Genomic DNA, 24,447 nt, shown 5'->3' on the forward strand with positions numbered 1-24,447 from the left:
GTTACGCTTGCGCCTGACGCTTTTTAGACGCTTCGTTTACTTGTTCATCTGCATGGTAGGAAGAGCGCACAAGCGGCCCAGCTTCACAGTGGCTAAAGCCTTTTGACATCGCAATTTCCTTCAGCTCTGCAAACTCATCCGGATGGTAGTATTTTTGAACTTTCAAATGCTTTTTCGAAGGCTGTAAGTACTGGCCAATCGCCATAATATCCACGTTATTGGCAAGAAGATCATCCATGACTTCAATGATTTCTTCCTTCGTTTCACCAAGTCCAATCATAATGCTTGATTTTGTTGGAATATCGGGCTGCATTTCTTTTGCACGACGCAAGAATTCTAATGAACGATCATATGTAGCACGCGCACGAACTCTTGGCGTTAATCTGCGAACTGTTTCAATGTTGTGATTTAAAATGTCAGGACGAGTGTCCATTAACGTCTTCAAGTTATCATAATTACCGCCCATGTCTGAAGGGAGAACTTCAATGGTCGTGAATGGGCTTTTTCTTCTAATCGCACGAACGGTTTCAGCGAACACACCTGCGCCGCCATCCTTTTGATCATCCCTTGCAACCGCTGTTATAACAGCGTGCTTTAAGTTCATTAAGGCTACTGAATCTGCCACGCGTTCTGGCTCTTGCAGGTCAAGCTCAGTTGGAAGTCCAGTTTTCACCGCACAGAAACGGCATGCGCGCGTACAAACAGATCCAAGGATCATAAATGTAGCGGTTCTTCTCACTGCCCAGCATTCATGAATATTCGGACATTTTGCTTCCTCACAAACGGTATGCAGGTTGTTTTCCCGCATCATTTTCTTCAAACCGGTATAGTTTTCATTCGTATTCAGCTTAATTTTAAGCCAGTCCGGTTTTCTTACGTGCTCTTCCTTCTTTGCCAATTCCATCATCTCCATATGAATTCGTTAAAGGTGCATCTACAAAAATCTTCCTGCTATATACGATGGATGCAGCCAAGAAGCTGCAAAAAATTGAATCTTCGGCCTAAAGCCTTTTCTTTAGACACTTTAACATAGTACAGATTGAACAACAAGGGAATGAGCTGCAAAAATACCCAAAAGCCTCCTAAAAAACAGAAGAAAATTACTAACATTTTCTTCTTATGAAATAGAGTGTTCTAACCACACTAAACGGTAGAAGATGATGCTCGATGAAAGGAGATGGACGTTTGTGAAAGTGGTTTTAGCCATCATGATTGCTCTTTCAATGCTCCCTTTACCTGTTCATGCAAAAGGGACGGGCAAACAGCCAGATGAATTGAAGCAAAGAATGGCCCTATATGAAAAAGTCTCCATCACAACACAGGTTCCATGGTATGTACTTGCTGCAGTTGATCAGTATGAACACAATATTCGAAAAAGCAGAAGAGATTTACCGAAACAAAAAGGCGTCATTGGCATCTACATTCCCCGGGAAATGTGGATTGGACCAGAAAACCCGAATAAACAGGATACCTCTCCTTTAAGCATTAAAGTGTTTGATGGAATTGGTCTTGATGGGAATGGGGATGGCAAAGCAAGCAGCGATGACGATGAGGATGTATTATTCACTTTTGCACAATACTTGCTTCACTACGGCAGCAGCATTGATCAATTAAAAATTGGCTTATGGGACTATTATGGACGTGATCAAACCGTTGGAATCATTTCATCTTTTATGAAGCTATATAAGCACTACGGCCATCTTGATCTTGGAAAACATGCTTTTCCTCTTCCGGTTGGAGCTGACTACAGCTACCGAAGTACATGGGGAGATGCGAGAGGGTTTGGAGGGAGGAGAATTCATGAGGGAACCGATTTATTTGCCCATTATGGACTTCCCGTTCGTGCGACATCGTATGGCGTGATTGAAATGAAAGGCTGGAACCGCTTTGGCGGCTGGCGGATAGGCATTCGAGATATTCATAATCATTATCATTACTTTGCTCACTTAAATGGCTTTGCGAAAGGACTCAAGACAGGTCAAATTGTTGAACCTGGCCAGGTGATTGGATCTGTCGGAAGCTCCGGTTACGGTCCTCCAGGCACTGCAGGAAAGTTTCCGCCGCATCTTCACTATGGCATGTACAAAGATAACGGCAGAACGGAATGGTCATTTGACCCATACCCTCATTTGAGGGCGTGGGAAAGAGCTGAACGGAAACGAAAGTAAAGAACAGCCCAATCATTGTTGGGCTGTTATTCTTTTTTCTTCTTTTTTTCTGGAAGAACAATTGATGGAGCACCTGAGTTTGTTCCGCTGCCATTATAATAATCTGGCACGTCTCCTTGAACGGCTTGGATGGAGACAGGAACAGAGTTTTTCACTACGATTGTTTCAGAAGCAAATGGGATAATGACTCTTACCTTGACCTCGATCAAAACACTAATATCAATCAAGGCATTGTTGATGCCATAAGGCTTAATATTTTTTTCAACGTCCGTATGCGGATCACCAATCACACTAAAGCGTACAGGCACTTTGGGTCCGAGGTTGGCAATGAGTGCATTTCCGGATGCTTGCCCAAGCGGAATGTTATATATAATGCCGTCATGTCCATCTGTTTGATCCTTTAATGCTTCTTTTGCCTCTTTTTGAAAGTTCCCCTTTTCAATGTCCTCTAAATTTTTTTGAAGATGACGCGAGAGGTCAGCCATTGCTTTCGATGTTGCTTGCGCATTAAAATCGATGGTCGTCACTTTTCCGTTCTCACTTGTATTCATGACCACCATATCCTTCATATTCTCCTGATCGTCTGCAAAGTCTTGAACTGAATATTGTATGAGGTGATTGGCGATGCGCTCTGTTTCTAGTTCAGCAATATGAATAAGGGTAGGTTTAATGGATCGGTTGATAAAAAATAAACTAATTACGGTTGAGAGCACAAAGAATAAAATCGCAAGCAGCATGACGTAACGAAATGGCAAAGGGCCCTTCTTGTAGGGGCGATAACGGCGGTTCATTCTCAATAAAAAATCCCCCCTTCTCCATTACATGTGTATGCAGACAGGCGGGGGGATAGGAATCATCTCTCTATTTTATTTCACCATTTTTAATAATGCATCTCTTCCAATTGTTCCAGCTGAGATGCCCAGCGCTTCTGCGGCGTATGTCACAGATTCTAAAGGAGCATCGAGCAATTGCTCAATGGTTCTTACACCCACTGCTCTTCCTGCAATAATTCCTCTATCTGCAAGCTTTTCATTCAAGAGCCCGACATCCAGTGCACCGCACATGATATACCCATGTTCATTTGTTACTGCCATGAAATTTGTCTTCGGCAGCTTGACGGTGACCGCTGTAAAGGAATGGCCATCAATTGTAATAGGTGTTAAATTCACCAAATCCCTTCACTCCTCTCATCACAATCTATGTGAAAAGAGGGCGCGTGTTGTTAGGCTGAAGCGGATTTCATGTTGCTTCCTTCAAGCGCCATGTCAGAACATCACGTAAAAATTCAGGCATAAAATATTCAATGTGTTCGTGATCACGGATATGAGGAAAAAGAGAGCCTAATGTATACATATCGACTGTCCCAACAGTATAGGAGGCGTCTTTTTTGATCAATTGACCATGTACAAAGACATCCTTCACCCGTGTGGCCTCGCCTTCTTCTAATGTATAGCTGAGGCCGCTATATAGCATTTTCCCCATCAGCTCACCTCTAAAGCCGAAGCCCTTGATGCGCAGCTGTTCCATTTTTTCTTCACAGCCCCGCTGAACTGTTTCGATGAGCTGTTGACCGGTAAGCGTCACCCGAATGGGATTAATGGGATGCGGACATATCCGGTGGATTTCTTCTCTTGTGACGATCCCTGCCTCTAATGAATCAAGCACCATACCTGCATTCATCATGCCAATATCTGCTCCGCACCAATCTTTAATGGCATCTGTTAAGAGCTGCGGAAGCGGAGAATCATCGAACCACTTCGTTTCTAGCTTCGACTCAATCGTTGTCACTTTTTCCTGCATGAGTGCTTTCGCTCTTCTTTCTGCCTGCTGCAAAGTAGTGATGGCTTCATCTGATTCACTGATGAGCTGATCCACTGACTGTACTGTCGCTTTTTTCTCTATCAGCTCTTTGCGCGCTGTATCGATCGTCAGCTCAACGCAGCCAATATAATGCCCGTACTTTTCAGCGCATGCAAGCAGCACACCATTGTCCATTTCACCTTGTTCTAACAGATGATGCGTGTGTGAACCTAGGATGATGTCGATTTCAGGGAAATCACGGGCGACCTCTCGATCATGGATGATACCGAGATGAGATAAAAGCACAATGACATCTGCCTGTCCCTTCACTTCCTGCAGCATGTCCCGTATGCTGTCAAACGGATCAGTAATGTTCCAGCCCAGCTTTTCATATACGGGTGTATACGCAATGGTCACACCTAAGAGACAGAGCTTCAGTCCGTTTTCCATTGTGATCATATGATAGGGCTTTGCCCACGAAGGCCTTTTGCCTTTCTCAAATAAATTAGACAGCACCACTGGAAATTGTGCATTCTCATACAAGTGATCCAGCTGATCATGGGGCAGCGTAATGCCTTCATTATTCCCGATTGTGACTCCATCATAGCCAAGCTGATTGAGGAGCTTGACGTTTACCTTTCCATAATCCGCTTCGGATACGAGGTTCACTCGATCCATATGGTCGCCAATATCAAACAAGAGCATCTGATCGTGAACTTGACGCTTTTCTTCAATATAAGCTGCAATTTTTGGCCAGTTCTCAAAGTGGCTGTGCAAGTCGTTTGTATGATATAACCATAGCTTCTGCAGCATGTTGATCTCTCCCTCAAGTTGTCACTAACCGTCTCATTCAGGTTGAAAGCTTCAGTCAGCTCTCGGTTAACTAAATAAATCTAACTGCTTCGGAGACAGGTTTGAATAGGTGATATCCAGCAAATCAATCATCTGCTGGCCATTTGCTGCTGCATCTCCGCCGGAGTTATTATTAAACACGACATAGACATCTTTCGATTGCTGATGCAGGATGTCGAGATTCTTTTTCCACTCTTTTAATTCAGCTTCATTATATAAATATAAGTATCTCACTTCACGCCAATTCTCATGGTCTGCCGGGTGAAGCCAGCCCTGTTTATTCCTTCCATGAAATCGCACCAATGTTTTATCACGGTTTGTAGCTTGTATGACCGGCGGAATGGAGCCTTCTCCGACTTGCGGTTCATCACAGACGGAATGAATCCATCCTTCCTTTTCCATAAAGGACAAAGTCTGCTCATAAAATTCATCTGAAAACCATGTACGGTTTCGGAATTCGAGGGCACATGGAATGTCCCCCATCTTCTCCTTACACCATCTTAAATAGTGGACGTGCTCTTTTTTGCAATCAAACCAAGGTGGAAATTGAAAGAGCACCATGGCTAGTTTCCCTTCACGAATAAGCGGAGTCAGCGAAAGAATAAATGCATCAAACATTTCTTCCTTTGAAGCAAACGGAATCTCGCCCCTTTGATGTCCTGTCATTCCTTGATATGCTTTCACAACAAATTGAAAGTCATCTGGCGTATCCTTTATCCACTTTTCATGATTACGCTCAGGCTGAACCGCATAAAAGCTGGCATCCAGTTCCACAATCGGAAACGTTGACGCGTAGTGAAACAGCTTTTGCGCGCTACCGATTCTCGGCGGATAAAGACTGTCATGATCTCCCCAGCCAGTTAATCCGATATAAATCATGTTTCTCACCTCTTGCCACTCTCATGTATAGACGGCTTCCTCATTCGAAGCCTTTGTTTCTTGTGATACCCATATTTTCTGAAAGAAATTCTTCTGTCTACAACATATCATATTTGCTCGTAATTCTGAATGAAGATGACTGGCGGCACGTGATTTTGTCCTGGCGCTCTGTTTGTTTGTTATATTAATTGACAACTTTCTATCTAAAATGATTTTAGCTGATAACATAAAATGCATATCAGAGATGCTGACAGTGATTGTCCATTTTTTTATTCATCTTCACCAATAAAGGAGATTGAGTGGATATGAACATAGACGATAACCAGTTTGAAATTTTACAAAAAATGGCCAAAAAGATTCACAAGCCCATCTATTTGTTTAACCAGCATGGACGTATTCTCTATACCTCGCACCCCATGATCACAAGCTCAGAATGGATGCACATTCTCCCCTTTTTTCAAAGCAGGACAACTCATTCTTTTTCAATGATACATGCAAAACAAACCTTTTCCATCTTTCCAATTGATCTAAACGAACAAACATGTGATTATCTGGTCATCCTTTCTTTCATTCACCCGCAGAATAAAACTTTTCATGGGATCATTGCAAAAGCAGTAAACGAAATGTTGATTGCACGCATGAGACAATATGCCGCCCTGCAAACGGCCAAGCGTGCTAGAAATGAGGGCTTTCGCAAATGGATAGAGAGGGCATCGTCTTCCCAGCAAGATTCCTTACATTTCGCTCAGGCGTTTGGATTAAACGCCGAATGCCGCTATCTATGTATGATCTGTCAGCTTGACGAGCGCAGTGATACCACATGTTTTATGAAGCAGCAAATGGTTTTGGATCAAGTGGCTGATCTGCTCGAAAGTGCACTTCCAAGCTGCCCATTTCCTGCCTTTCTGTTTTTAAAAGGTGATATGGGTGTTGTATTGATGGAGGAGACTGGCAGTTGGCCGGAGGTTAGCGACAGGCTCAGTTCTTTTTTAAAACAGTTGCAGATGCTTGTTAAACTGCAAGTGAATCATACTATTTCTTTTGGGGTGAGCTTGACGGGCTGCCACATCTCCCATCTGTCTGAAGGCTACAATGAAGCATTAGAGGCTCTTCAAACCGGACATCTCTCATCGCGGACTGAATATATTCAATTTTATCAAGCAAAGGATGTGCCAGATTTACTAAAGCTCATTCCAAGAAAGGATATGATCACGTTTCACCAGCTGCACCTTCACCCGTTATCTGAATCATCACAAGTCGATCAAAGCCTTCTTCACACCTTATCTGTCTATTTAGAAACCCATTGCCACATTTCAGAAACAGCCAAACGATTGTCCATTCATCGCAACACGGTCATTTATCGCCTCGAGAAGTGTGAAGAATTGCTTCGAATCAGCTTAAAAGATTCTGACGCAACATTGCGGCTGCGCTTAGCCTTCCGTATTCAAATGTTTCTCTCATCCCATCCTGATAGAATTTTTTCTTCTGAAACCTCATATAGTTTGGAGGAGAAAAATGAGACTCAAGGAGGGATGACAAATGGATGATGAGCTCCGTCACATCCCGCAGCCCATTCGAAAGGATGGCGCAGGTGCCACCGACTTAGGCCCGCGCGATGTCCTTCGAGATATAGAGAACCCTGATATGCTCGTTCCGCCTAAAACCGATGCCGGAACCATCCCAAATTTAAAATTTTCATTTTCTGATACACACATGCATTTGAATCACGGCGGCTGGTCGAGGGAAATTACAAAGCGGGAGCTGCCTGTTTCAACCACGATTGCAGGTGTCAACATGCGGCTCACACGCGGAGGTGTTCGTGAGCTTCATTGGCATAAGCAGGCGGAATGGGCGTATATGATTTTAGGCAAAGCCCGCATCACATCTGTAGATGCAGAAGGGCGAAATATGATTGCTGATCTAGAAGAAGGCGATTTGTGGTATTTTCCACCTGGTATCCCGCACTCCATTCAAGGACTTGAGGATGGTTGTGAGTTCCTTCTTGTATTTGATGATGGCGATTTTTCTGAATTTGATACATTCACGGTCACAGACTGGTTTGCCCATACACCGAAAGAGATTCTCTCCGCCAATTTTGGTGTTCCGAGGAAATTGTTTGACCATATTCCGAATAAGCAGCGCTATATGTTTCAAGGCTCGCCGCCGTCATCCTTAGAAAGCCAAACGGTATCTGATCCATACGGGAGCATTAAGCCGCCATTTACGCACCAGCTCCTTCGTCAAAACCCGATAACGACCTCTGGCGGAACCGTCCGAATTGTCGATTCACGGAATTTCCCGATTTCAAAAACGATTGCGGCTGCACTTGTTGAAGTAAAACCTGGCGGCATGAGAGAAATGCACTGGCACCCTAATAATGATGAGTGGCAATACTATTTAACAGGTACAGCTAAAATGACGGTCTTTGGAGCAGGAGGTACTGCCCGCACCTTTAATTACAGAGCAGGTGATGTTGGATATGTTCCTTTTGGCATGGGGCATTACATCCAAAATATCGGCCAAACGAGCCTTTGGTTTTTAGAGATTTTTAAAAGTGACCGGTTTGCAGATATTTCGTTGAATCAGTGGATGGCCTTAACCCCGCCTCAATTAGTGAAAGAGCATTTACACGTAGATGAAGCGATGATTCGTGCGCTTCATAAAGAAAAGTCACCTGTCGTGAAATATGAGAGATGATGCAATTTTGTTTATAAAAAAACCGATCATTTTTTAGATGATCGGTTTTTTATCATGGCTACCCTTATCGATACCACGCTTTTGCTAAATTGTTTTTAAAATTACTATCTTTGAAAGGTACGTTTGCACTACCAAAGTCTGTTGTATTCAATGCATGTCTTGCAGCCGGCGTTAAATCATCCCAGCCAATTAAAGGCTGCATTCCTTTACCGCTCACATTGCCGCTTACATTCAACTCATGATTTAATGGCCAGTTGCTATCATAACCTACCAAAGGATTTGTCCCTAAGATACTTGCTGCACTCGGAGCTACTTTCTTATATTGCCCATGACCTGAGTAAGCAATTGATTGAACACGCGGGTTGGCTACAGCTGGATTGTCAATCCAAACGACAATGGATTCCCAATCATGACGATGACCAAAACCCGGTGAAGGATTATCTTTTGGAAAATACCAAGCATACATAATCGCCCAGCTGCCGTTGTACCAATCTGAACGTGAATATACTTGACCGATATTACTGCTGCATCCACCATTATGTGAACCGCTCGTTTTTAACCCTCTGCTTGTGTTTCCAGCAGCATCTACAGCTGGGAATGGTACACATCCATGCCATACTTTCAAATAAGGCTGAAATTTTTTCGCAGCTTTTTGTGTAACAGTTGTTGGGTTGACTTCTCTAAAACCAACTACCTTGTCATGATCAATTTCTGCCGCATGAACTGCTGATGGCACGGCTGAACTAAACATGGTGACGATAAAAAATATAATGGCAAACATAAACTTCTTCATTTTCTATCCCCTTTTCTCTTGATTATCCCAGTTACCTCATGCTGTCGAGATTGATGTTACCATTGCGGAAAAAACCAATCAATCACTTTTTACACAAAATGTATAATTTAGTATTTTATTAACAAGTTTTTATTGATCTTAAAGACCTAAATATATGAATTATCTCTCAGAAAAAGGTTTAAATATTAATAAACTCTACTATTTATTTAGATAAAATATAAAACATATACTATTTCTAATTGGAATTTTTCTAAATAAATTTCATTCAATAAAAAAAGACTGTAGATCAACTACAATCTTCCTTGCGCTGCATGAGCATGCTGCACTTTTTTCCCCCACACGATGGATGCAGCGAAGCTTACGCAAAGCACCAGTGTTCCAAACATAAAAGGAAACTCAATATTCACATCAAATAATATACCCGCAAGACTCGGTCCGACGATATTGGCAAGGCTCATAAAGGATGTATTGAGACCGCCTGCTACCCCTTGCTGATTGCCTGCCATCTTGGACAGCAATGTATTGAGGGCTGGTCGGACAAATGACGTAGCCGATAAAAATAAAATCGAACCCGTAAAAATCAACCAAAAGGACGGCGCAAAACGGCAGGCGATCAGCATGAAAGCCGCACCTAACAGCGCATAACGGACGACTCTCATCTCTCCAAATCGTTTCACACAGGCATTCACTAATGCCCCTTGAACAAGCACCCCAGCAAGACCCGCAACCGTAATCACAAAGGCAATATCTTTCGGTGAAAATCCGTGTTTTTGGTCTACATATAAGCCGAAAATCGATTCAAAATGAATGATTCCGAAATTGAGGACAAAGGCCAATATAAACAAAAAGCCGTAAGATGTCCTTAGAGCCTCGATCATTTGTACAAAAGGATTGAAATGAATATCCTTGTTGAGCCGCGCCTCTTCCTGTTTTTCCTTTGTTAATGTTTCAGGTAAGAAGAGGATGGATAACAAAGTAGAAAGAGCAGCAAAGGAACCGGCAATCAGAAATGGAAATGCGATCCCGTACTCAACCAAATAGCCGCCTACGCCCGGCCCAATGACAAAACCTAGTGTCATCGCTGCACTGAATAGACCCATTCCTTTCCCTCGGTCCTTTTCACTTGTGATATCAGCGATGTATGCAAACATGGCCGGCATAAGCAAAGCTCCGGCAGCACCGCCTAAAAATCGAGACACGAACAGCATCCAAAGCTGATCAGCAAAAGCAAAAATAAACTGAGCAATCGTAAAACCCGCAATCCCGGCAATGATCAATTTTCTTCGTCCAAATCGATCGGTCAGTGCCCCGGCAACCGGCGATAACGCAAATTGTGTAAAACCTGTTGCAGCGACAAGAAAACCGAGTGTTTTTCCTGTTGCACCAAATGCTTCGATGTAACTCGGCATAACAGGTACAATGAGGCCAAAGCCAAGCATGGCAATAAAAATATTGAGCATCAAAATGTATAATCTTCCCATCTTCTTCATACAAAAAACCTCTTTCTTCAAATAAATGAAAATGATGACAAAAATGATAAGAACTTCTCCAGTATAGCGATAACCTCATCTATAAGTCTAGTTTTTCAAAAATTAGTGTTCTTTTCCAAATAAAAAATACCCGCCAATGGCGAGTATGTTGGAGCTCGTTATTCAGCCTGTTCATAGATAGAAAGAGCCGCCTGAAGCCCTGCTCCGCAATGGATAGCCGCACCGTGTTTGATGAGAATCGCTTCCAGCCCTGCTAACACAAACAGCACATTTTCCTTTCGGCAGCTGTAGCCCATTGTCCCAATTCTCCATATACGGCCGGCAAGCGGTCCAAAGGAGCTTGCAATCTCAATCCCAAAATGATGGAGCAGATCGGCACGGACCGCTTCTCCGTCAATACCACTTGGAATGACAATACAGGTTACAACCGGCATTTTACAATCTGGATCACCAAATAATTCAAGCCCCATTGCTTCAAGACCTTTCATCAAGGCTTTCTCATGATACGTGTGCCTTTGAAAACGTTCAGACAGCCCTTCTTCCAGCACAAGACGAACCCCTTCTCGCAGTGCATAGAGCATCGTTGTCGCTTCTGTATGATGATTTAATCGTCTTGGGCTCCAATAATCCTGAAGCTGGCTTAAATCAAAATAATTGCTTTTGATTGGAGAAATGTCCGTTTGTTTTTGTAATTCATCCTGTGTCGCAATACCTTTTTCTACTTTCTTTCTCGATTCAATGACAGCTGCGACTCGGTCATTATACGTAATAGGTGACATGCCTGATGGAACAGATAAACATTTCTGCGTGCCGCCAATCGCCGCATCTATTTTCCATTCGTCCACTTTTACCTCGACACCGCCAATGGTCGCCACAGCGTCTACAATAAACAGCGCATCAAGAGCCCGGCATGCTTCACCGATTTGCTTGAGCGGCTGTAATCGTCCGGTGGATGTTTCACCATGAACCATGGCAACGATTTTAGGCTTGACCCGCTTTATTTCTTTGATGATGTCGTCAGGATCAAAAACCGTCCCCCATTCACATTCCATTGTATGTACCTCAGCTCCGTAGCGCTGCCCTATTTCAATGAGCAGGTGACCGAAGCGGCCAAAGACAGGCACAAGCATTGAATCTCCCGGCTCAATCACACTGGCGAGCACAGCTTCAAGCCCTGAACGGGACGTACCGTCAATTGGATAAGCCCATTTGTTTTCTGTTTGAAAAAGTGACCGCAATAAAGTCATTGTTTCATTCATAATGTGTGTAAATGCTGGATCAAATTGACCGAGAATTGGCGTGCTCATCACACGGAGCACTCTCGGATCTACTTCAACGGGTCCCGGTGTCATAATCGTTCTTGAAGGTGTTTGCAGTTCTTTCACGTGATCCATCCTCTCCCTTGCTGTCCATCCTTATAAGCCCACTTATACAGGAATACGCCTAAAATAGCAATCTCTTTTCCTATGAACTTATTACATAAAATTTACGAGAAATCCATTTATTTCTTCATGGCAATATGATAGAAATAAAGAGAATACATTCCCTATCAAGGAGGAAATCGAATGAAAAGAACTTTATTTGGAACTGTGGCCGCCGGAATCATGATATTCGGCACATTCGCCGCCCCGCTGCCTCCAGCTGCAAATGCTCAAGGTTTCAATCTGAGTGAACCTAGTCAAACGATCACCTTTTCCCCGTTACAGCTTCAAAACGAAACATCTGCACAACAAACGCAAACTGCCGCCACAAGTCAAATCGATTCCTATTACCAATCTGCTTCTGGCAAATCAGGACCCGCTCTTAAGAAGGCTTTACACGATATCATTGATGATCATACGCAGCTATCCTACAGCCAGGTGTGGGATGCCTTAAAGAAAACAGATGAAGACCCCAATAACCCAAACAATGTGCTGCTGCTTTATAGTGGTGTCTCCCGTTCAAAGCAGTCGAATGGCGGAAATGTGGGCCAGTGGAACCGGGAGCATGTCTGGGCCAAGTCTCACGGCAATTTCGGGACAAGCCAAGGGCCTGGGACAGATCTCCACCACCTTCGTGCGGCAGATGTGCAAACGAACAGCACACGCGGAAATTTAGATTTTGACATGGGTGGTAATGAATACAAAGGAGCGCCGGGCAACTTCTACGACAGCGACTCATTCGAACCTCACAGCCGGGTCAAAGGAGATGTTGCGAGAATGCTCTTTTATATGGCGGTTCGCTACGAGGGTGATGACCGCTTTCCAGATTTAGAATTGAACGACAAAGTAAATAATGGAAGCTCCCCTCTTCACGGCAAAATGTCTGTACTTCTCAAATGGCACAAGCAAGACCCAGTCGATCAAATCGAACGGAACCGCAATGAGATCATATATCAAACGTATCAGCACAACCGCAACCCTTTTATTGATCACCCTGAATGGGCAAGTGAGATTTGGGAATAAAAAAAGGGCACTGCTACGAGCAAGCAGTGCCTTTCTTTTTTTCAAGCGGACAAACAAGACAATAATCGAGACTCTCCGATTTTTTCTCTAGCTTATAATACATACAGCAGGTCTTCCGGTTGGATGTTTCAAGTAAACTGTCGTCTAGGTTTAGGCTGTGCTGAAATGGATTTTGCTGAGCTCCAAAAACATCTCCAGCCGCCTGCTTCAGATACAGATAATCCTCCCGCACGCGCTGCTTCACCGCAGGCTCTTCCGCTTCCCGCATCATGCTTCGATAAAGAGAGTTGATTCGAACCGCTACATTTTCCCATAAAATACGATAAGAGAGTTTTGTGGTGCGGTTCAGCACGTCTAAAAGAGGCGTGACACACTCCGTAAACAATTCACGCACGACCTTCTCTCTCCATTCATGCCGCTCTCCTTCTAGTGGAACAAACGAACACGACGCCTCATCCATTTCAATTTTTCGATCCTCTCTAAATGCACATGCTGCTGGTGGATACTGATAGACACCGTCATACAGCGTCATCAAGTATAAAGAGGAACTGACGGCTAAGTAGGCGTAGCGCTTTGAAAACATAGAGGCTGCTACCGCAAGATTCGGTGCATGCATCGCTTCCTTTTCAGCTTCTAATAAACGTATGACGGCTGCTTCTGAAAAAAGCGCAGCAAGTGTGCGATCAGATGTCATTGGTTCATTTATGATGTGTACCCCGAAATCAAGTAATTCTCTCTCAACCCACTCTGGCCTCATATCAAAACCCCCATCTTCTGTTTATCGATTACGCTGTTGATATAACAAATAAATAAAGAACGGTGCACCAATAGCTGCCGTAAATACACCTGCTGGAACATCTAACGGTAGAAATGCGGTTCTAGCCACAAGATCAGCAAGCATCACGAGAATACTTCCAACTAGCGCAGATGCTGGAACAAGCGCTATGAATGAACGTCCAATGATCATACGTGCAACGTGCGGCGCCATGAGTCCAACAAATTCAATGCCGCCTGCAAATGCGACTGCAACACCAGCCAATGTCACACTCATCAGGAGAAAGAATAATCGTTTCGCCTGCACTTTTACCCCGAGACCTGTTGCAAGATCATCGCCAAGTTCTTTTACATTCATCGTTCTTGCTAACACCATGACAATCGGTAAAATGATCATCACCCAAGGAAGCATCGCAGTGACGTCTTTCATCGTAGAACCATATAAGCTCCCCGTCAGCCAGATGTAAGACTTGGTCGTTGTCATCGTATCACTTAGAACAAGCGTAAACGTCACACATGCCTTCATAATGGCAGAAATCCCAATTCCCATTAGGACAAGGGTGATCGGCTTGACCCCTTTTTTCCATGAAAGCAAATAGATCAGACTCGATACCGCAAAAGCACCTGCAATCGCCCATAAGGATTGATAAGCAATAGGCACAGTGCCCATCCAAAAAACGATGAACATAATCGCACCAAACGAAGCACCACTTGTAATTCCAATGATATCAGGTGATGCCAGCGGGTTGCGGATCAACCCTTGCAAAATAAGCCCTGATACCGCAAGTGCGGATCCAACTAAAACAGCCAGCAGCGTTCGTGGAATCCTCAGTGTATTTAACACAAAGGAATTCCCCTCTCCCTGACCGATTAAATGAAGCAGCACATCGACCGGCTGAATGAACCGGCTTCCCATACTGAGACTGAGAATAAATAAGCCAAAGGCAATGGCCGTCAATAAAAGTAAAATCAAAAACGTCCGCTTTGAAAATTGAAATGAAATGCGCCCGCCTTTAGAACGCACTGTATATGTTTTAGCCACCTGTCTTCAACCCCTTGCGCACGAGATAAACAAATAGAGGCGCTCCTGCTACCGCCGTCATGACACCAATCGGCACTTCCTGCGGCATGATCAGAAAACGAGCCGCCAAATCCGCGGCAAGTAAAAGAGACGCCCCCACAACGGCACAATACGGCAGTACCCAGCGGTGGTCAGGCCCGACGAGCTTTTTCACAATATGCGGCACAAGAAAACCAACAAAACCAATTGAACCAGCAACAGCGACGGAACCACCTGCTAAAAAGACAACGAGGACACCCATCGTGATTTTCAGCAGCAGTGTACGCTGGCCAAGTCCTTTGGCAATATCATCTCCCGACAAAAGAACATTAATAGAACGTCCAAGAAGCAGCGCCACTACAGTCGCACCTAAAATATAAGGCAAAACAGGGATTAACATATCAATGCTTCTTCCAGACACTGACCCAGCCATCCAGAACAAAATGCTTTGAATCGACTGTTCATTCACGATTAAAAGACCTTGTGTAAAAGACGCAAACAGTGCAGATATCGCCGCACCTGCAAGGACTATTTTGACCGGCGTCAATCCATCTCTTCCAATAGAACCCAATAGAAAAACGAGCATCCCTGCAATCGCTGCGCCTAGAAAGGCTGTCCACATATAGCTTGTTAACGACTCTGTTGAAAAGAAAACAATCGAAATCACGATAAAAAATAGTCCACCTGCATTAATTCCTAATAAATCAGGCGCCGCAAGCGGATTTCTCGTCAATGCCTGCATGAGTGCACCTGAAATCGCCAGGCTAGATCCAACGACCGTTGCGATTAAAGCTCTTGATAATCTGGATGTCATGACAATGACACTGTTTGGATCCGATTCATCAAATTGAAGAAAAGCATGGATGGTGGCTTTGAGGGAAATTGAGGTTTGCCCAAGGGAAATACTGAGCATAAAAAAGACCAACATCAACACAATGAATCCAGCAAAAAGCAGTGCCTTGCTTGAATCCTTTTTTATTAAACTTCTCATCTGATTCCCGCTTTCAATCTGTTATGGAAAAAAGGAGAAAATGGTATATTCACATTTTCTCCTCTGTTACGACTTATTTATCAATTCCTAAACGATCGTAAATATCATCAAGCATCATGTTTGCAGCGATAATACCGCCGCCCATGTTCCAAGTGATTTCATCAACTTTATGCACTTGTTTTGCTTTCACTGCGTCAAGCTGCTTCCATAAAGGATGACTCGTCCACTCTTTATATGCTTTTTCAACCGCTTTATCCTTTTCATCCATAAAGTAATAGATCACATCTGCATCCATTTGCGGAATGCTCTCTTTGTCTGTCAGTGTAATGATGTCTTGCTTTTTATCTTTGACATTCTTAGGTCCTTCAAAGCCTAGCTCTGTTAAAATGGACCCTGCGAAACCAGTTTGATAGATTCTAGCATGATCTGCACGGAAGTTCACCACAGATACACTCATCGGCCAGTTTTTGATGTCTTTTTTCGCTTTTTCTTTGAAGTCAGCGACGCGGTCATCCCACTTCGTCAGCAATTCTTTTGATTTGTCTTGCTTGTTTAATGCTTCACCCATTAATTTCACTGTGTCTTTAAAGGTGAACACTGTTTCTGTTGCAACAGTTGGAGCGATTTCTTTCAGCTGATCAAAAATTTGCTCGTGGCGGATTTTCGATGCAATGATCAAATCAGGCTTGAGCTTTTCAATTTCCTCTAAGTTTGGCTGTGTTTCCTGCCCAACAATTTTAACATCCTTTAAGTCATTTCTTAAATATTTATACGTAGGTGCTTCAAGCCATGATTCAACAACACCTACTGGTTTAATGCCCATAGCGACTGCTGCATCCGTTGCTCCTTGGTACAGTGTCACCACACGTTTAGGCGATCCTTTAATTTCAGTTGAACCGATAGCGCTTTCAACGGTTCTTGTTTTCTCTTTACTATCTGACTTGCCGTTACTGCTATTGCTGCCGCAAGCTGCAAGTAAAACGATGGAGAGCACAACTAATAGCGACCAAAAAGATTTCTTGAACATGTACCTCACCTATCCATTCTATATGTAGTCATATCGTTTGATAACGATTCTCATTATCACACTATGATTTTATCATAGAAAAGGATGGTGTCAATGTAAATTTTTAAGAAAATGGGAGAGTATTGACTAGTTATTCATACTAAATAGAAGGATTCCACATCTGGATGGTCCTGCCAATCTGTTTTCCTGCTTCTAGTAAAACCGACAAATGGGTATCCTTCAAGCACTTGATAGACTGATTGTTTTTTTTGCTCCTTCAAACAGAAACGAGAATGGCCAGCCGCGCTAGTCATCCTCATTCCTATATCTTATTCATTGAATTCTTTCAAAGGGAAGGTATTACTTTCAATAATCGCGACAATTTGATTTAACGCTTTTTTTGCTTCTGGTATAGGGAAGACAGGAAACACGTGATTCATTTTAGGATATTCTATATAGTTTATTGGAACTCCCTGCTTATCTGCCATCTCTTTGAATTTACGAGCATCTGGGAGAAAGAATTCGTGAGTGCCTATAAAAACAGAAATTCGTCCCAATGATTTGATCTCTCCATAAATTGGACTGACTAAGTGGTGTGTTTCATCCATTTCACCCGCATATCTTTTTCCTGCTTCAATTAATAAGGCTAGATTGAGCATTGGTTCTTTTGGAACCATAGCAGCGATATCTGGGTTGCTTAATGTGACATCTAGCCATGGTGATAAAAGAATGATATTTCCTGGCTGCGGCAAGCCCTTTTTTGCCAAGTATTGAGCAAAGGCTAACGATAAACCTCCGCCAGCAGAATCACCCATGATGACGATATTTTCAGGCGTTCCTTTCTCTAAAAGAGCTTGGTACACAGGAAGGACACTTTCGATCGCATCCATGTACTGATGGTTTGGTGCTTTTGGATAAACCGGCACATACACCGTACTATTTAATTGCTTCGTCAATCGGTCTAAAAAACGCCAATGCCAAGTCAAAGGCTGTTCAATATAGCCGCCACCGTGTATAAACAACACTTGATGGTCATCCGGCTGGACATTTGATTTCAGCATATACGTATCGACTGGAAACGAGTGATTTTTAGTGATTTTGTACTTATTCTTAAGTTTTTCAGGCAATTCATAAGGTAATTGATTTGCCCTTCTTCGTTCTTCTAGATAATCATTTACGTTGAGTTTCTTTTTCGTCAAAACAAGCAGCTGTTCTACTAAAAAACTTTGAATACTTCGCATATGATCGACCCCTGTTCATAGAATCATGATGATCGATGCCGATGGAAAGATAAGGCTTCTAAAGCATACCATATGAAGACGTACATCAGGAAAAAACCTTTTTATCCAGCTGATCACTCACCACAACAAACACTTATTCATTAATGAACAACTGTTTATTTATTGTTACTCATATTCTATTTTTTAGGCGCATGACAATCAATTGTTAATCTGACCCTAACCGTTCATTAATAGACAGATAACAACTAAGTGTTCATCTCGTCAATGCCCAGACATGAAAAAAGACGAACTGGACAAGTTCGTCTTCTTGATTGAGTACGATTAAGGCTGCAAGCTTAGGATTTTTTGAATCGTATGCATGACCCCGCTCTCTTCATTTGAAAGCGTAATAAAATGAGCAGCATCTTTTACCTCTTGGATGGCATTTCTTACAGCAAAACTGTATTGAGCGGATTCCATCAGTTCTAGATCATTACGTCCATCACCGAATGCCATCGTTTCCTCTTCTGTCACGCCCAATATGTGCTGAAGCTGTTTCACGGTGGTTCCTTTGTGAACGCCAATATTGGCAATGTCGATCCACGTATCCTCTGAAGCGACAACATATACTTGTTCAAAGAATTCACTTATTCTCTCCCTTGTCTGTACGCATTTTGCCTCAGGATCATGAACGGTGATTTTCACAAAGTCATCTTGTATGTCTGCAAAGTTTGATACCTTGAGTACATTTGTATAAGAGCCCGTCACAAATCTCATTTCACTCTCAGATAAATGCTCATTGACCACTGCACCATCTTTCGTACATGCAATGATCGTCTGCTCTTTGCTTATCTCCTCCAGATTATGGATGATCGATAAACCTAGATCATTTTTTATTAATGATTCATAAACATATTGCCCATCCTTTTTAATTCGCGTTGCACTATCCCCTAAAATCCAAAAATCCTTTGCATAATCACCAAACAATGCCTCTACTCGTTCACACTGCTTACCCGTACAAGGAGCGAACGCCACATTTTTCTCTTCCATTAATGCTTTTATTTTCTGAAATAAAGCTTGATCAAATGATCCTTGTCGGTTTAAAAAGGTGCCGTCTAAATCCGTAATAATTAATTTAATCATGTTCTTCCTCCAATTCCTTAGCTGAACAAACACTATGAAAATTGTATATGTGTACGTGTCAGTAAGTAAATAAGCCAGGAACATGTTGTTTGTCTTCACACATAAAGGCACTTGTTACATGTACGTCACACGGTGTTTCATGAATCATTCTATACAAAAAAGACGAACGGTCATCGTTCGTCTTCTTTCCTTACTTCACTTCCTCATGCTCCTGAACCGCATGTCGTTTACTAGCGATAAAGAGTGCAACCGTCATGGCTAAGATGGTCAACGCCCACCAGAACGTCGATACAGCCTCTTTATGATCGATGATAATCAAACGGATAACGGCTGTGATGCCAATATATATAAAATAGCGAAGCGGAAAATGAAAGTTTGATTTAAAGTACTTAATAATTAAGGCAATAAACTCAAAGTACATAAAGAAGATCAGCAGCTCTCCAAGCATTTCATAATAACTGTCTTCTTTGCTGAGCAAATTCTTGTAGACGAATTGGACAATATACCAAGTTTCACTAATTAAGAGGACGCTTAAAGCAATGGCAAGAAAGAATAAACAAATATTCAGAAGGCCTTGCAAGAGATCTGGTACCTTTTGGAAGTTATTGAATCGTTTCATTAGATTGTCTCTCCATTCCATGTTATTCATTTGCCACCTATATTTTGATGTGCCAGAAACGCAGCACGATGTAGTAAACGCCGTTCTTTTCCATCCTTTCAAACTGCCCGTGCATGCGGGACATCATTCGTTTTATGCTTCGTTCACCAAGTCCAGTGCTTTCCTGGGTGTCATTTGTCTCGTTTATCGCATTGCTGATATGGATCTCAAAGATTTCTTGGTCGGATAGAAACGTGAGATTGATATCTTTTTTCGGGTCAGCGTATTTCAGTATGTTTGACATCAGATTATCAAACACTCGGCCAAGCTCCTCGACATTCACATTGATATAGCTGTCTGGCAGCTCTCCTAAAAGATGAACCTTAAATGTCTCTTGCTGCAAAATCGCCACCTGATCTGATAAGAGATCGTAAATGACCTCTTTGACTGCAACTGTCTCAAGCTCAGGTTCATGTTCTTTATCAAGTAGAAAATAGGCGAACAGATTATCAGATAGATTTTTCAATTGCAGTGCTTTTTCATAAGCACTTGCTATATATTGATCCTTACGGGTATCCGCTCCAGCCTCCTCTTTTTTCGCAAACTCCAGATTCATCATCAGCGACGTCAGCGGTGTCCTCATATCATGGGACATTTCGGTGACCAAGCTGCGGCTCTCTTCTTGAAGCTCATCAATGGCTTGAAGCTTGTCCAAAAAGGCTTTTCGCAGATCCTCAATACTTTTGGCAATCATCGCTAATTCATCGTGCCCTTTTACCGTCATCTCATAGTCCAGCTCTCCGCCTTCAAGAATATGAATCTCTTGATGAATCGTTTGCAGGTAGCGCAGACTTTTGCGAATGCCAAGAAGAACAATGAGGAGAAAAATAAGCGTTGCTCCGAGCAGCTCGAGTGTAAACGCAAGATCGTGGTAACGAGACGAATAGAAACCATCCACCATGACCCGACCTTCACCGTCGCTAAACTGAACAGGAAACGAATGATGCTCGGCGTACTGGGTCATCCTTTCTTTTCCGTACGCCGATTCATCCGCAGCCGAATAGATGGAGTCATATTGCAGCACCTCATCCTTGAAGATAGTCAAATTAATGTAATTTTCTTTTTTCACCCACTCGCCAAACGCTTTTCGATCCGTTGAAGACAGCTCATTCTCAGACACGTAGCGGCTGAATTTTTGAATGTACTTGGCTGACTCCTGCTCGTAATACTCGTCCGAACTCAAATATCCATCGATCAAATCATTGGTGATCTTTTGCAGCGTCAAAAAGACAATACCACTCACAATTGCAGCCGCCAAAATCAGCAGTGCAAGCTTTTTGGCCAGTGTATATTTACGATGTGGATGTGCCAAATCGATATCCTCTTCCCCATTCGGTTTTGATATATATAGGTCGTGCCGGATCATCCTCAATTTTGGCACGCAGCTTTCGAATATGCACCATCACCGTATTGTTGGAACAATAGAAATAAGGCTGTCCCCACACGCTTTCATAAATATTTTGGGCTGAAAAGATTTTGTTTCGCCTGCTCATAAGCAGTTTTAACATCCGATATTCTAGATCAGACAGCTTAATTTGCTGGTTTTCTTTCCATACTTCATTAAATTCTTCACTTACCTTCAGTTTGCCCCCAACAAGAAAGGTCTCTTCCTGTTCCTTCTTTTCCTGATAGACAGTATACCTGCGTAATTGTGCAATCACTCTAGCATGAAGCTCCTCTTGTGAAAAAGGTTTTGTCATATAATCATCCCCGCCGGCAAGTAAGCCTTCGGTTTTATCGAATGTACTTGATTTGGCTGTTAGAAATAGAATCGGGACATTGGAAGAGGCTCTTATCTGCTGGCACGTTTCGATGCCTGAGAGCCCCGGCATCATCACATCCAAAATCACCAAATCGAGCGAATCGTCCACAAACTTCAATGCTTGCTCGCCATTCATCGCTCTTAGCACCTCATATCCTGCACGTGAAAGGGATTCCTGCAGAAGGTCACCAATATCCTGATCATCTTCTACGACTAATATTCGATGGGTCATGTCTCTCACCTCATGTAATGTGTTGCTCTTTCTTTTATGTCTTTACTATATATCATCTAGTTATGTGAAAAGATACATTATAAACCTTAACAGTTTATGAATTTGACCATCTGCCATCAATTTGTCACACTTATTTTCAAAAAATTGGATCTTCATAAATTGTTAAGAATTGGGCCGTATATTGATTCATTGTAAGGATCAATGAATTGATCCGAATCACATTATCATAACAAGAAAAGGAGCATGGATATGAATGCAAACAAAGTAGCACACGGACAACCGATGAGTCTGCGGGAACGGGTTCATTTCTTGGACATTGTACGAGGGTTCGCCTTAATGGGGATTATTCTAGTCAATTACTTTTTGATCGTGGATTCGGCCAAGGGATTTGACATGCTGTCAAATGATGTCTTTCACAATGTGGTGAATTGGTTCGCCTCAGGGAAATTCATTACGTTGTTCTCCTTTCTATTCGGGGTTGGTTTTATGATTTTTATGGATCGAGCTGCTCAGAAGGTGGACAGTCCGAACAAGCTGTTTGCCCGCAGATTAACCATTCTCTTAGGATTTGGCCTTCTGCATTTAACTTTTGTTTGGATTGGTGACATTTTGGCCTATTATGCAGTCGCTGGCTTTTTATTGCTTTTCTTTTACAAACGCACAGCCAAAACCATCGGATATTGGCTCATCACACTTTTTGTGATTCAATTGCTCACGCCTTTTTTCACGAAGCTGCTCAATACCGTCAGTTCAGGATCATCAGGCAAGCCGGACTTTGCTGATTTTGAATTAATCAGCCACAACAGTCTGACTTATTTAGCATCTATTGGTGACCGGTGGACAGATATGGTGACAATGGCTTCAAGTTCTTTTTCCACCGTCTATTCTATGTTTTTCATGTTTTTACTCGGTGTGTATTTTGTGAAAATGGAGTTTTTCAAAAACATGGAGGCGAAAAAAGCGATTTGGAATCGCATTTGGGTCATTTTTGCCATCGCTTTTCTCATCACCCAAGGCAGCACGATCATAGCAGCGGTCAATCCTTTTGAAAATACACTGTGGGTGAACATAGCCTCTGCCCTTGAACAAAACGGCGGATTAACAGGCAGTATGTTCTATATGAGTACACTTGCGATGCTGTTTCTTCACGTCCCTCAGCTGCGAGGTGCTTTGATGGTCTTTACCAAAGTCGGACGCATGTCACTGACCTGTTATTTGCTTCACTCCATCATTGGCACAATGCTATTTCTGAAATACGGAGCCGGACTTGCCGATCATCTTCAGCCTGCTGGCACGTTCATGATTGGACTCGGGGTTTATGTCTTCCTCGTGCTCTTTAGTACTTTATGGTTAAAGCGGTTCAAATATGGACCGATGGAATTTATTTGGCGGCAGCTGACATATGGGAAGGTTGATGATCAACCGAAAACAAATACAATGGATGTGGCGAAGTAACTGAAATAATAGTAGTTAAAAAGAGTGGGAAAAGGCGAACTTTAGTGGTTCGCCTTTTCTGTAGTATATTCATTTTTTTGATTCAATACTTGTCAATCACTTCTCGTAATTGATTCAAATAACTTTCTTTCAATTCCTCTGGGTATTCAATTTTCACATGTTTCCCAAATGACATCAAATAGTGAGTCATATACGATAATTCTTCTTGGTTGTATCCACCCATAATATAAGGAATCTGATCAATGATCTCCAATCTCATATTTGGGTAATGATGCTTCAAAAACTTTTCTTTTCCTTGTTCCGTTAATCGACATTTAAATGAGATATCATGATAAGTTTTTTCGTACTCGAGCTGCAGTTCTTTTAATTCTTCCTTTGTAAATGTGTCTTTGCCGTCTTCTTCAATCACCATGTCCTTCATAAAGTCACATCTATAGATGCCCCACTTTTTATTTTGAACATCATATGCTTTGGTGAACCAAATCCCATTTCGATAAAATAACTCAAGAAATTGCAGTCTGATCCTTTTATTTTCATATTGAGTGTACGTCATCTTCACGATTTGATCTTCCATCATCGCCTGTAAAATCAATTCCAAATGATTTTGTTCACTAACTGGTGCGACATTATAGTAATGAATCACTTCCAAAGTCTCCGTAATCGTTTGCTTTCTCTCATCAGACATTGTGGCAAACAGTTTTTGCCGAATTTGTGAGTAGGACTTTTTAAATGGTGTTGCTGACACCAGGTCTAGCGCTTTAAGAGCAAAAAAAATAGCTTGGACTTCTTCTATATTGAAATAAATAGGAACCAATGGAGATTGTTTCACCAGTCGATATCCTCCGTGTCTGCCAGGTTCAACGTAAAAAGCTAAGCCCATGGACTCTAGCTCTTCTATATCTCTTAAAGCCGTCCTTTTAGAAATGTCAAATTCGGATTGTAAGTCCTTTAACTGAAAAGAGTGTTTATCGCTTAAAAAAATAAGTTCTTGGTTTAATCGTTCTGATTTTTTCATTTGTTTTC

24 protein-coding genes are annotated in these 24,447 nt (G+C 42.4%); 5 read left to right on the plus strand and 19 right to left on the minus strand.

The annotated features are described in order from the left end of the window. Window position 1: 1 nt before the first annotated feature. Entirely contained in the window at window positions 2-898 is an 897-nt protein-coding gene (gene lipA / locus MHI23_RS15025) for a lipoyl synthase (protein WP_008360456.1), read from the minus strand. A 325-nt stretch (window positions 899-1,223) separates the two neighbouring features. Between lipA and MHI23_RS15030 the strand changes: the two genes are divergently transcribed. Then, entirely contained in the window at window positions 1,224-2,168 is a 945-nt protein-coding gene (locus MHI23_RS15030; RefSeq protein ID WP_229137106.1) for a M23 family metallopeptidase, read from the plus strand. 26 nt (window positions 2,169-2,194) lie between these two features. Here MHI23_RS15030 and yunB read toward each other — a convergent pair whose 3' ends face one another. From yunB to MHI23_RS15050, 4 genes are all read right to left on the minus strand, one after another. Then, a complete protein-coding gene (gene yunB, locus MHI23_RS15035) occupies window positions 2,195-2,965 on the minus strand; it encodes a sporulation protein YunB (RefSeq protein WP_024423371.1) in 771 nt (256 codons plus the stop codon). Between the two features lie 69 nt (window positions 2,966-3,034). Continuing rightward, window positions 3,035-3,340 carry a DUF1805 domain-containing protein gene (locus MHI23_RS15040; protein ID WP_024425980.1) on the minus strand — a complete coding sequence of 102 codons (306 nt, stop codon included), beginning with the start codon at window positions 3,338-3,340 and terminating at the stop codon, window positions 3,035-3,037. A 67-nt stretch (window positions 3,341-3,407) separates the two neighbouring features. Further along, window positions 3,408-4,781, minus strand: coding sequence for a bifunctional UDP-sugar hydrolase/5'-nucleotidase (locus MHI23_RS15045; protein WP_342492051.1), 1,374 nt, complete (start codon window positions 4,779-4,781; stop codon window positions 3,408-3,410). 66 nt (window positions 4,782-4,847) lie between these two features. Continuing rightward, on the minus strand, window positions 4,848-5,699 hold the full coding sequence (locus MHI23_RS15050) for a DUF72 domain-containing protein (RefSeq protein WP_073207291.1): 852 nt from the start codon (window positions 5,697-5,699) through the stop codon (window positions 4,848-4,850). A 305-nt stretch (window positions 5,700-6,004) separates the two neighbouring features. Here MHI23_RS15050 and MHI23_RS15055 point away from each other — a divergent pair, with 305 nt between their 5' ends. Then, entirely contained in the window at window positions 6,005-7,246 is a 1,242-nt protein-coding gene (locus tag MHI23_RS15055; RefSeq protein WP_342492052.1) for a helix-turn-helix domain-containing protein, read from the plus strand. Then, window positions 7,239-8,396, plus strand: a complete 1,158-nt coding sequence (locus tag MHI23_RS15060; protein ID WP_268436952.1) for an oxalate decarboxylase family bicupin — start codon at window positions 7,239-7,241, stop codon at window positions 8,394-8,396. The genes MHI23_RS15055 and MHI23_RS15060 overlap by 8 nt, the downstream gene beginning before the upstream one ends. 64 nt (window positions 8,397-8,460) lie before the next feature. Here the strand turns inward: MHI23_RS15060 and MHI23_RS15065 are convergent, their stop codons facing one another. From MHI23_RS15065 to MHI23_RS15075, 3 genes are all read right to left on the minus strand, one after another. Then, the gene (locus MHI23_RS15065) at window positions 8,461-9,189 is read right to left on the minus strand and encodes an NPP1 family protein (RefSeq protein WP_268436954.1); all 729 of its coding nucleotides are present in this window, start codon (window positions 9,187-9,189) and stop codon (window positions 8,461-8,463) included. 290 nt (window positions 9,190-9,479) lie between these two features. Next, complete coding sequence (locus tag MHI23_RS15070; protein ID WP_056765862.1) at window positions 9,480-10,679, minus strand: MFS transporter; 1,200 nt, start codon at window positions 10,677-10,679, stop codon at window positions 9,480-9,482. 158 nt (window positions 10,680-10,837) lie between these two features. Next, window positions 10,838-12,073, minus strand: a complete 1,236-nt coding sequence (locus tag MHI23_RS15075; RefSeq protein WP_342492053.1) for an alanine--glyoxylate aminotransferase family protein — start codon at window positions 12,071-12,073, stop codon at window positions 10,838-10,840. Between the two features lie 171 nt (window positions 12,074-12,244). Between MHI23_RS15075 and MHI23_RS15080 the strand changes: the two genes are divergently transcribed. Beyond that, entirely contained in the window at window positions 12,245-13,123 is an 879-nt protein-coding gene (locus tag MHI23_RS15080; protein WP_268421012.1) for an endonuclease, read from the plus strand. 13 nt (window positions 13,124-13,136) lie between these two features. On the opposite strand, the gene MHI23_RS15085 is transcribed toward MHI23_RS15080, so the two are convergent. The 10 genes from MHI23_RS15085 to MHI23_RS15130 form a co-directional block, all read right to left on the minus strand. Next, window positions 13,137-13,880 carry an IucA/IucC family C-terminal-domain containing protein gene (locus MHI23_RS15085; RefSeq protein WP_268421013.1) on the minus strand — a complete coding sequence of 248 codons (744 nt, stop codon included), beginning with the start codon at window positions 13,878-13,880 and terminating at the stop codon, window positions 13,137-13,139. A 21-nt stretch (window positions 13,881-13,901) separates the two neighbouring features. Further along, entirely contained in the window at window positions 13,902-14,939 is a 1,038-nt protein-coding gene (locus tag MHI23_RS15090; RefSeq protein ID WP_024425988.1) for an iron ABC transporter permease, read from the minus strand. Then, entirely contained in the window at window positions 14,932-15,948 is a 1,017-nt protein-coding gene (locus MHI23_RS15095) for an iron ABC transporter permease (protein WP_024423381.1), read from the minus strand. Before MHI23_RS15095 ends, MHI23_RS15090 begins: the two co-directional genes overlap by 8 nt. 73 nt (window positions 15,949-16,021) lie before the next feature. Then, on the minus strand, window positions 16,022-16,975 hold the full coding sequence (locus tag MHI23_RS15100) for an iron-siderophore ABC transporter substrate-binding protein (protein ID WP_024425990.1): 954 nt from the start codon (window positions 16,973-16,975) through the stop codon (window positions 16,022-16,024). Between the two features lie 134 nt (window positions 16,976-17,109). After that, window positions 17,110-17,274: a hypothetical protein gene (locus tag MHI23_RS15105; protein ID WP_342492054.1), complete on the minus strand. Its 165-nt coding sequence runs from the start codon at window positions 17,272-17,274 to the stop codon at window positions 17,110-17,112. A 9-nt stretch (window positions 17,275-17,283) separates the two neighbouring features. After that, window positions 17,284-18,195 carry an alpha/beta hydrolase gene (locus tag MHI23_RS15110; protein WP_342492055.1) on the minus strand — a complete coding sequence of 304 codons (912 nt, stop codon included), beginning with the start codon at window positions 18,193-18,195 and terminating at the stop codon, window positions 17,284-17,286. 321 nt (window positions 18,196-18,516) lie between these two features. Beyond that, entirely contained in the window at window positions 18,517-19,317 is an 801-nt protein-coding gene (locus tag MHI23_RS15115) for an HAD family hydrolase (protein WP_342492056.1), read from the minus strand. 190 nt (window positions 19,318-19,507) lie between these two features. Then, a complete protein-coding gene (gene psiE, locus MHI23_RS15120; protein WP_024423385.1) occupies window positions 19,508-19,936 on the minus strand; it encodes a phosphate-starvation-inducible protein PsiE in 429 nt (142 codons plus the stop codon). 37 nt (window positions 19,937-19,973) lie between these two features. Further along, window positions 19,974-21,287 carry a HAMP domain-containing sensor histidine kinase gene (locus MHI23_RS15125; RefSeq protein WP_326149112.1) on the minus strand — a complete coding sequence of 438 codons (1,314 nt, stop codon included), beginning with the start codon at window positions 21,285-21,287 and terminating at the stop codon, window positions 19,974-19,976. Beyond that, window positions 21,268-21,969, minus strand: coding sequence for a response regulator transcription factor (locus tag MHI23_RS15130; RefSeq protein ID WP_342492057.1), 702 nt, complete (start codon window positions 21,967-21,969; stop codon window positions 21,268-21,270). The genes MHI23_RS15125 and MHI23_RS15130 overlap by 20 nt, the downstream gene beginning before the upstream one ends. A gap of 249 nt (window positions 21,970-22,218) precedes the next feature. Here MHI23_RS15130 and MHI23_RS15135 point away from each other — a divergent pair, with 249 nt between their 5' ends. Continuing rightward, complete coding sequence (locus tag MHI23_RS15135; RefSeq protein ID WP_342492058.1) at window positions 22,219-23,424, plus strand: DUF418 domain-containing protein; 1,206 nt, start codon at window positions 22,219-22,221, stop codon at window positions 23,422-23,424. Between the two features lie 82 nt (window positions 23,425-23,506). Here MHI23_RS15135 and MHI23_RS15140 read toward each other — a convergent pair whose 3' ends face one another. Then, window positions 23,507-24,439 carry a WYL domain-containing protein gene (locus MHI23_RS15140; protein ID WP_342492059.1) on the minus strand — a complete coding sequence of 311 codons (933 nt, stop codon included), beginning with the start codon at window positions 24,437-24,439 and terminating at the stop codon, window positions 23,507-23,509. Between the last annotated feature and the right edge of the window lie 8 nt (window positions 24,440-24,447).

It is taken from the genome of Bacillus sp. FSL M7-0003 (assembly GCF_038628485.1).
Lineage (GTDB): Bacteria > Bacillota > Bacilli > Bacillales > Bacillaceae > Bacillus > Bacillus safensis.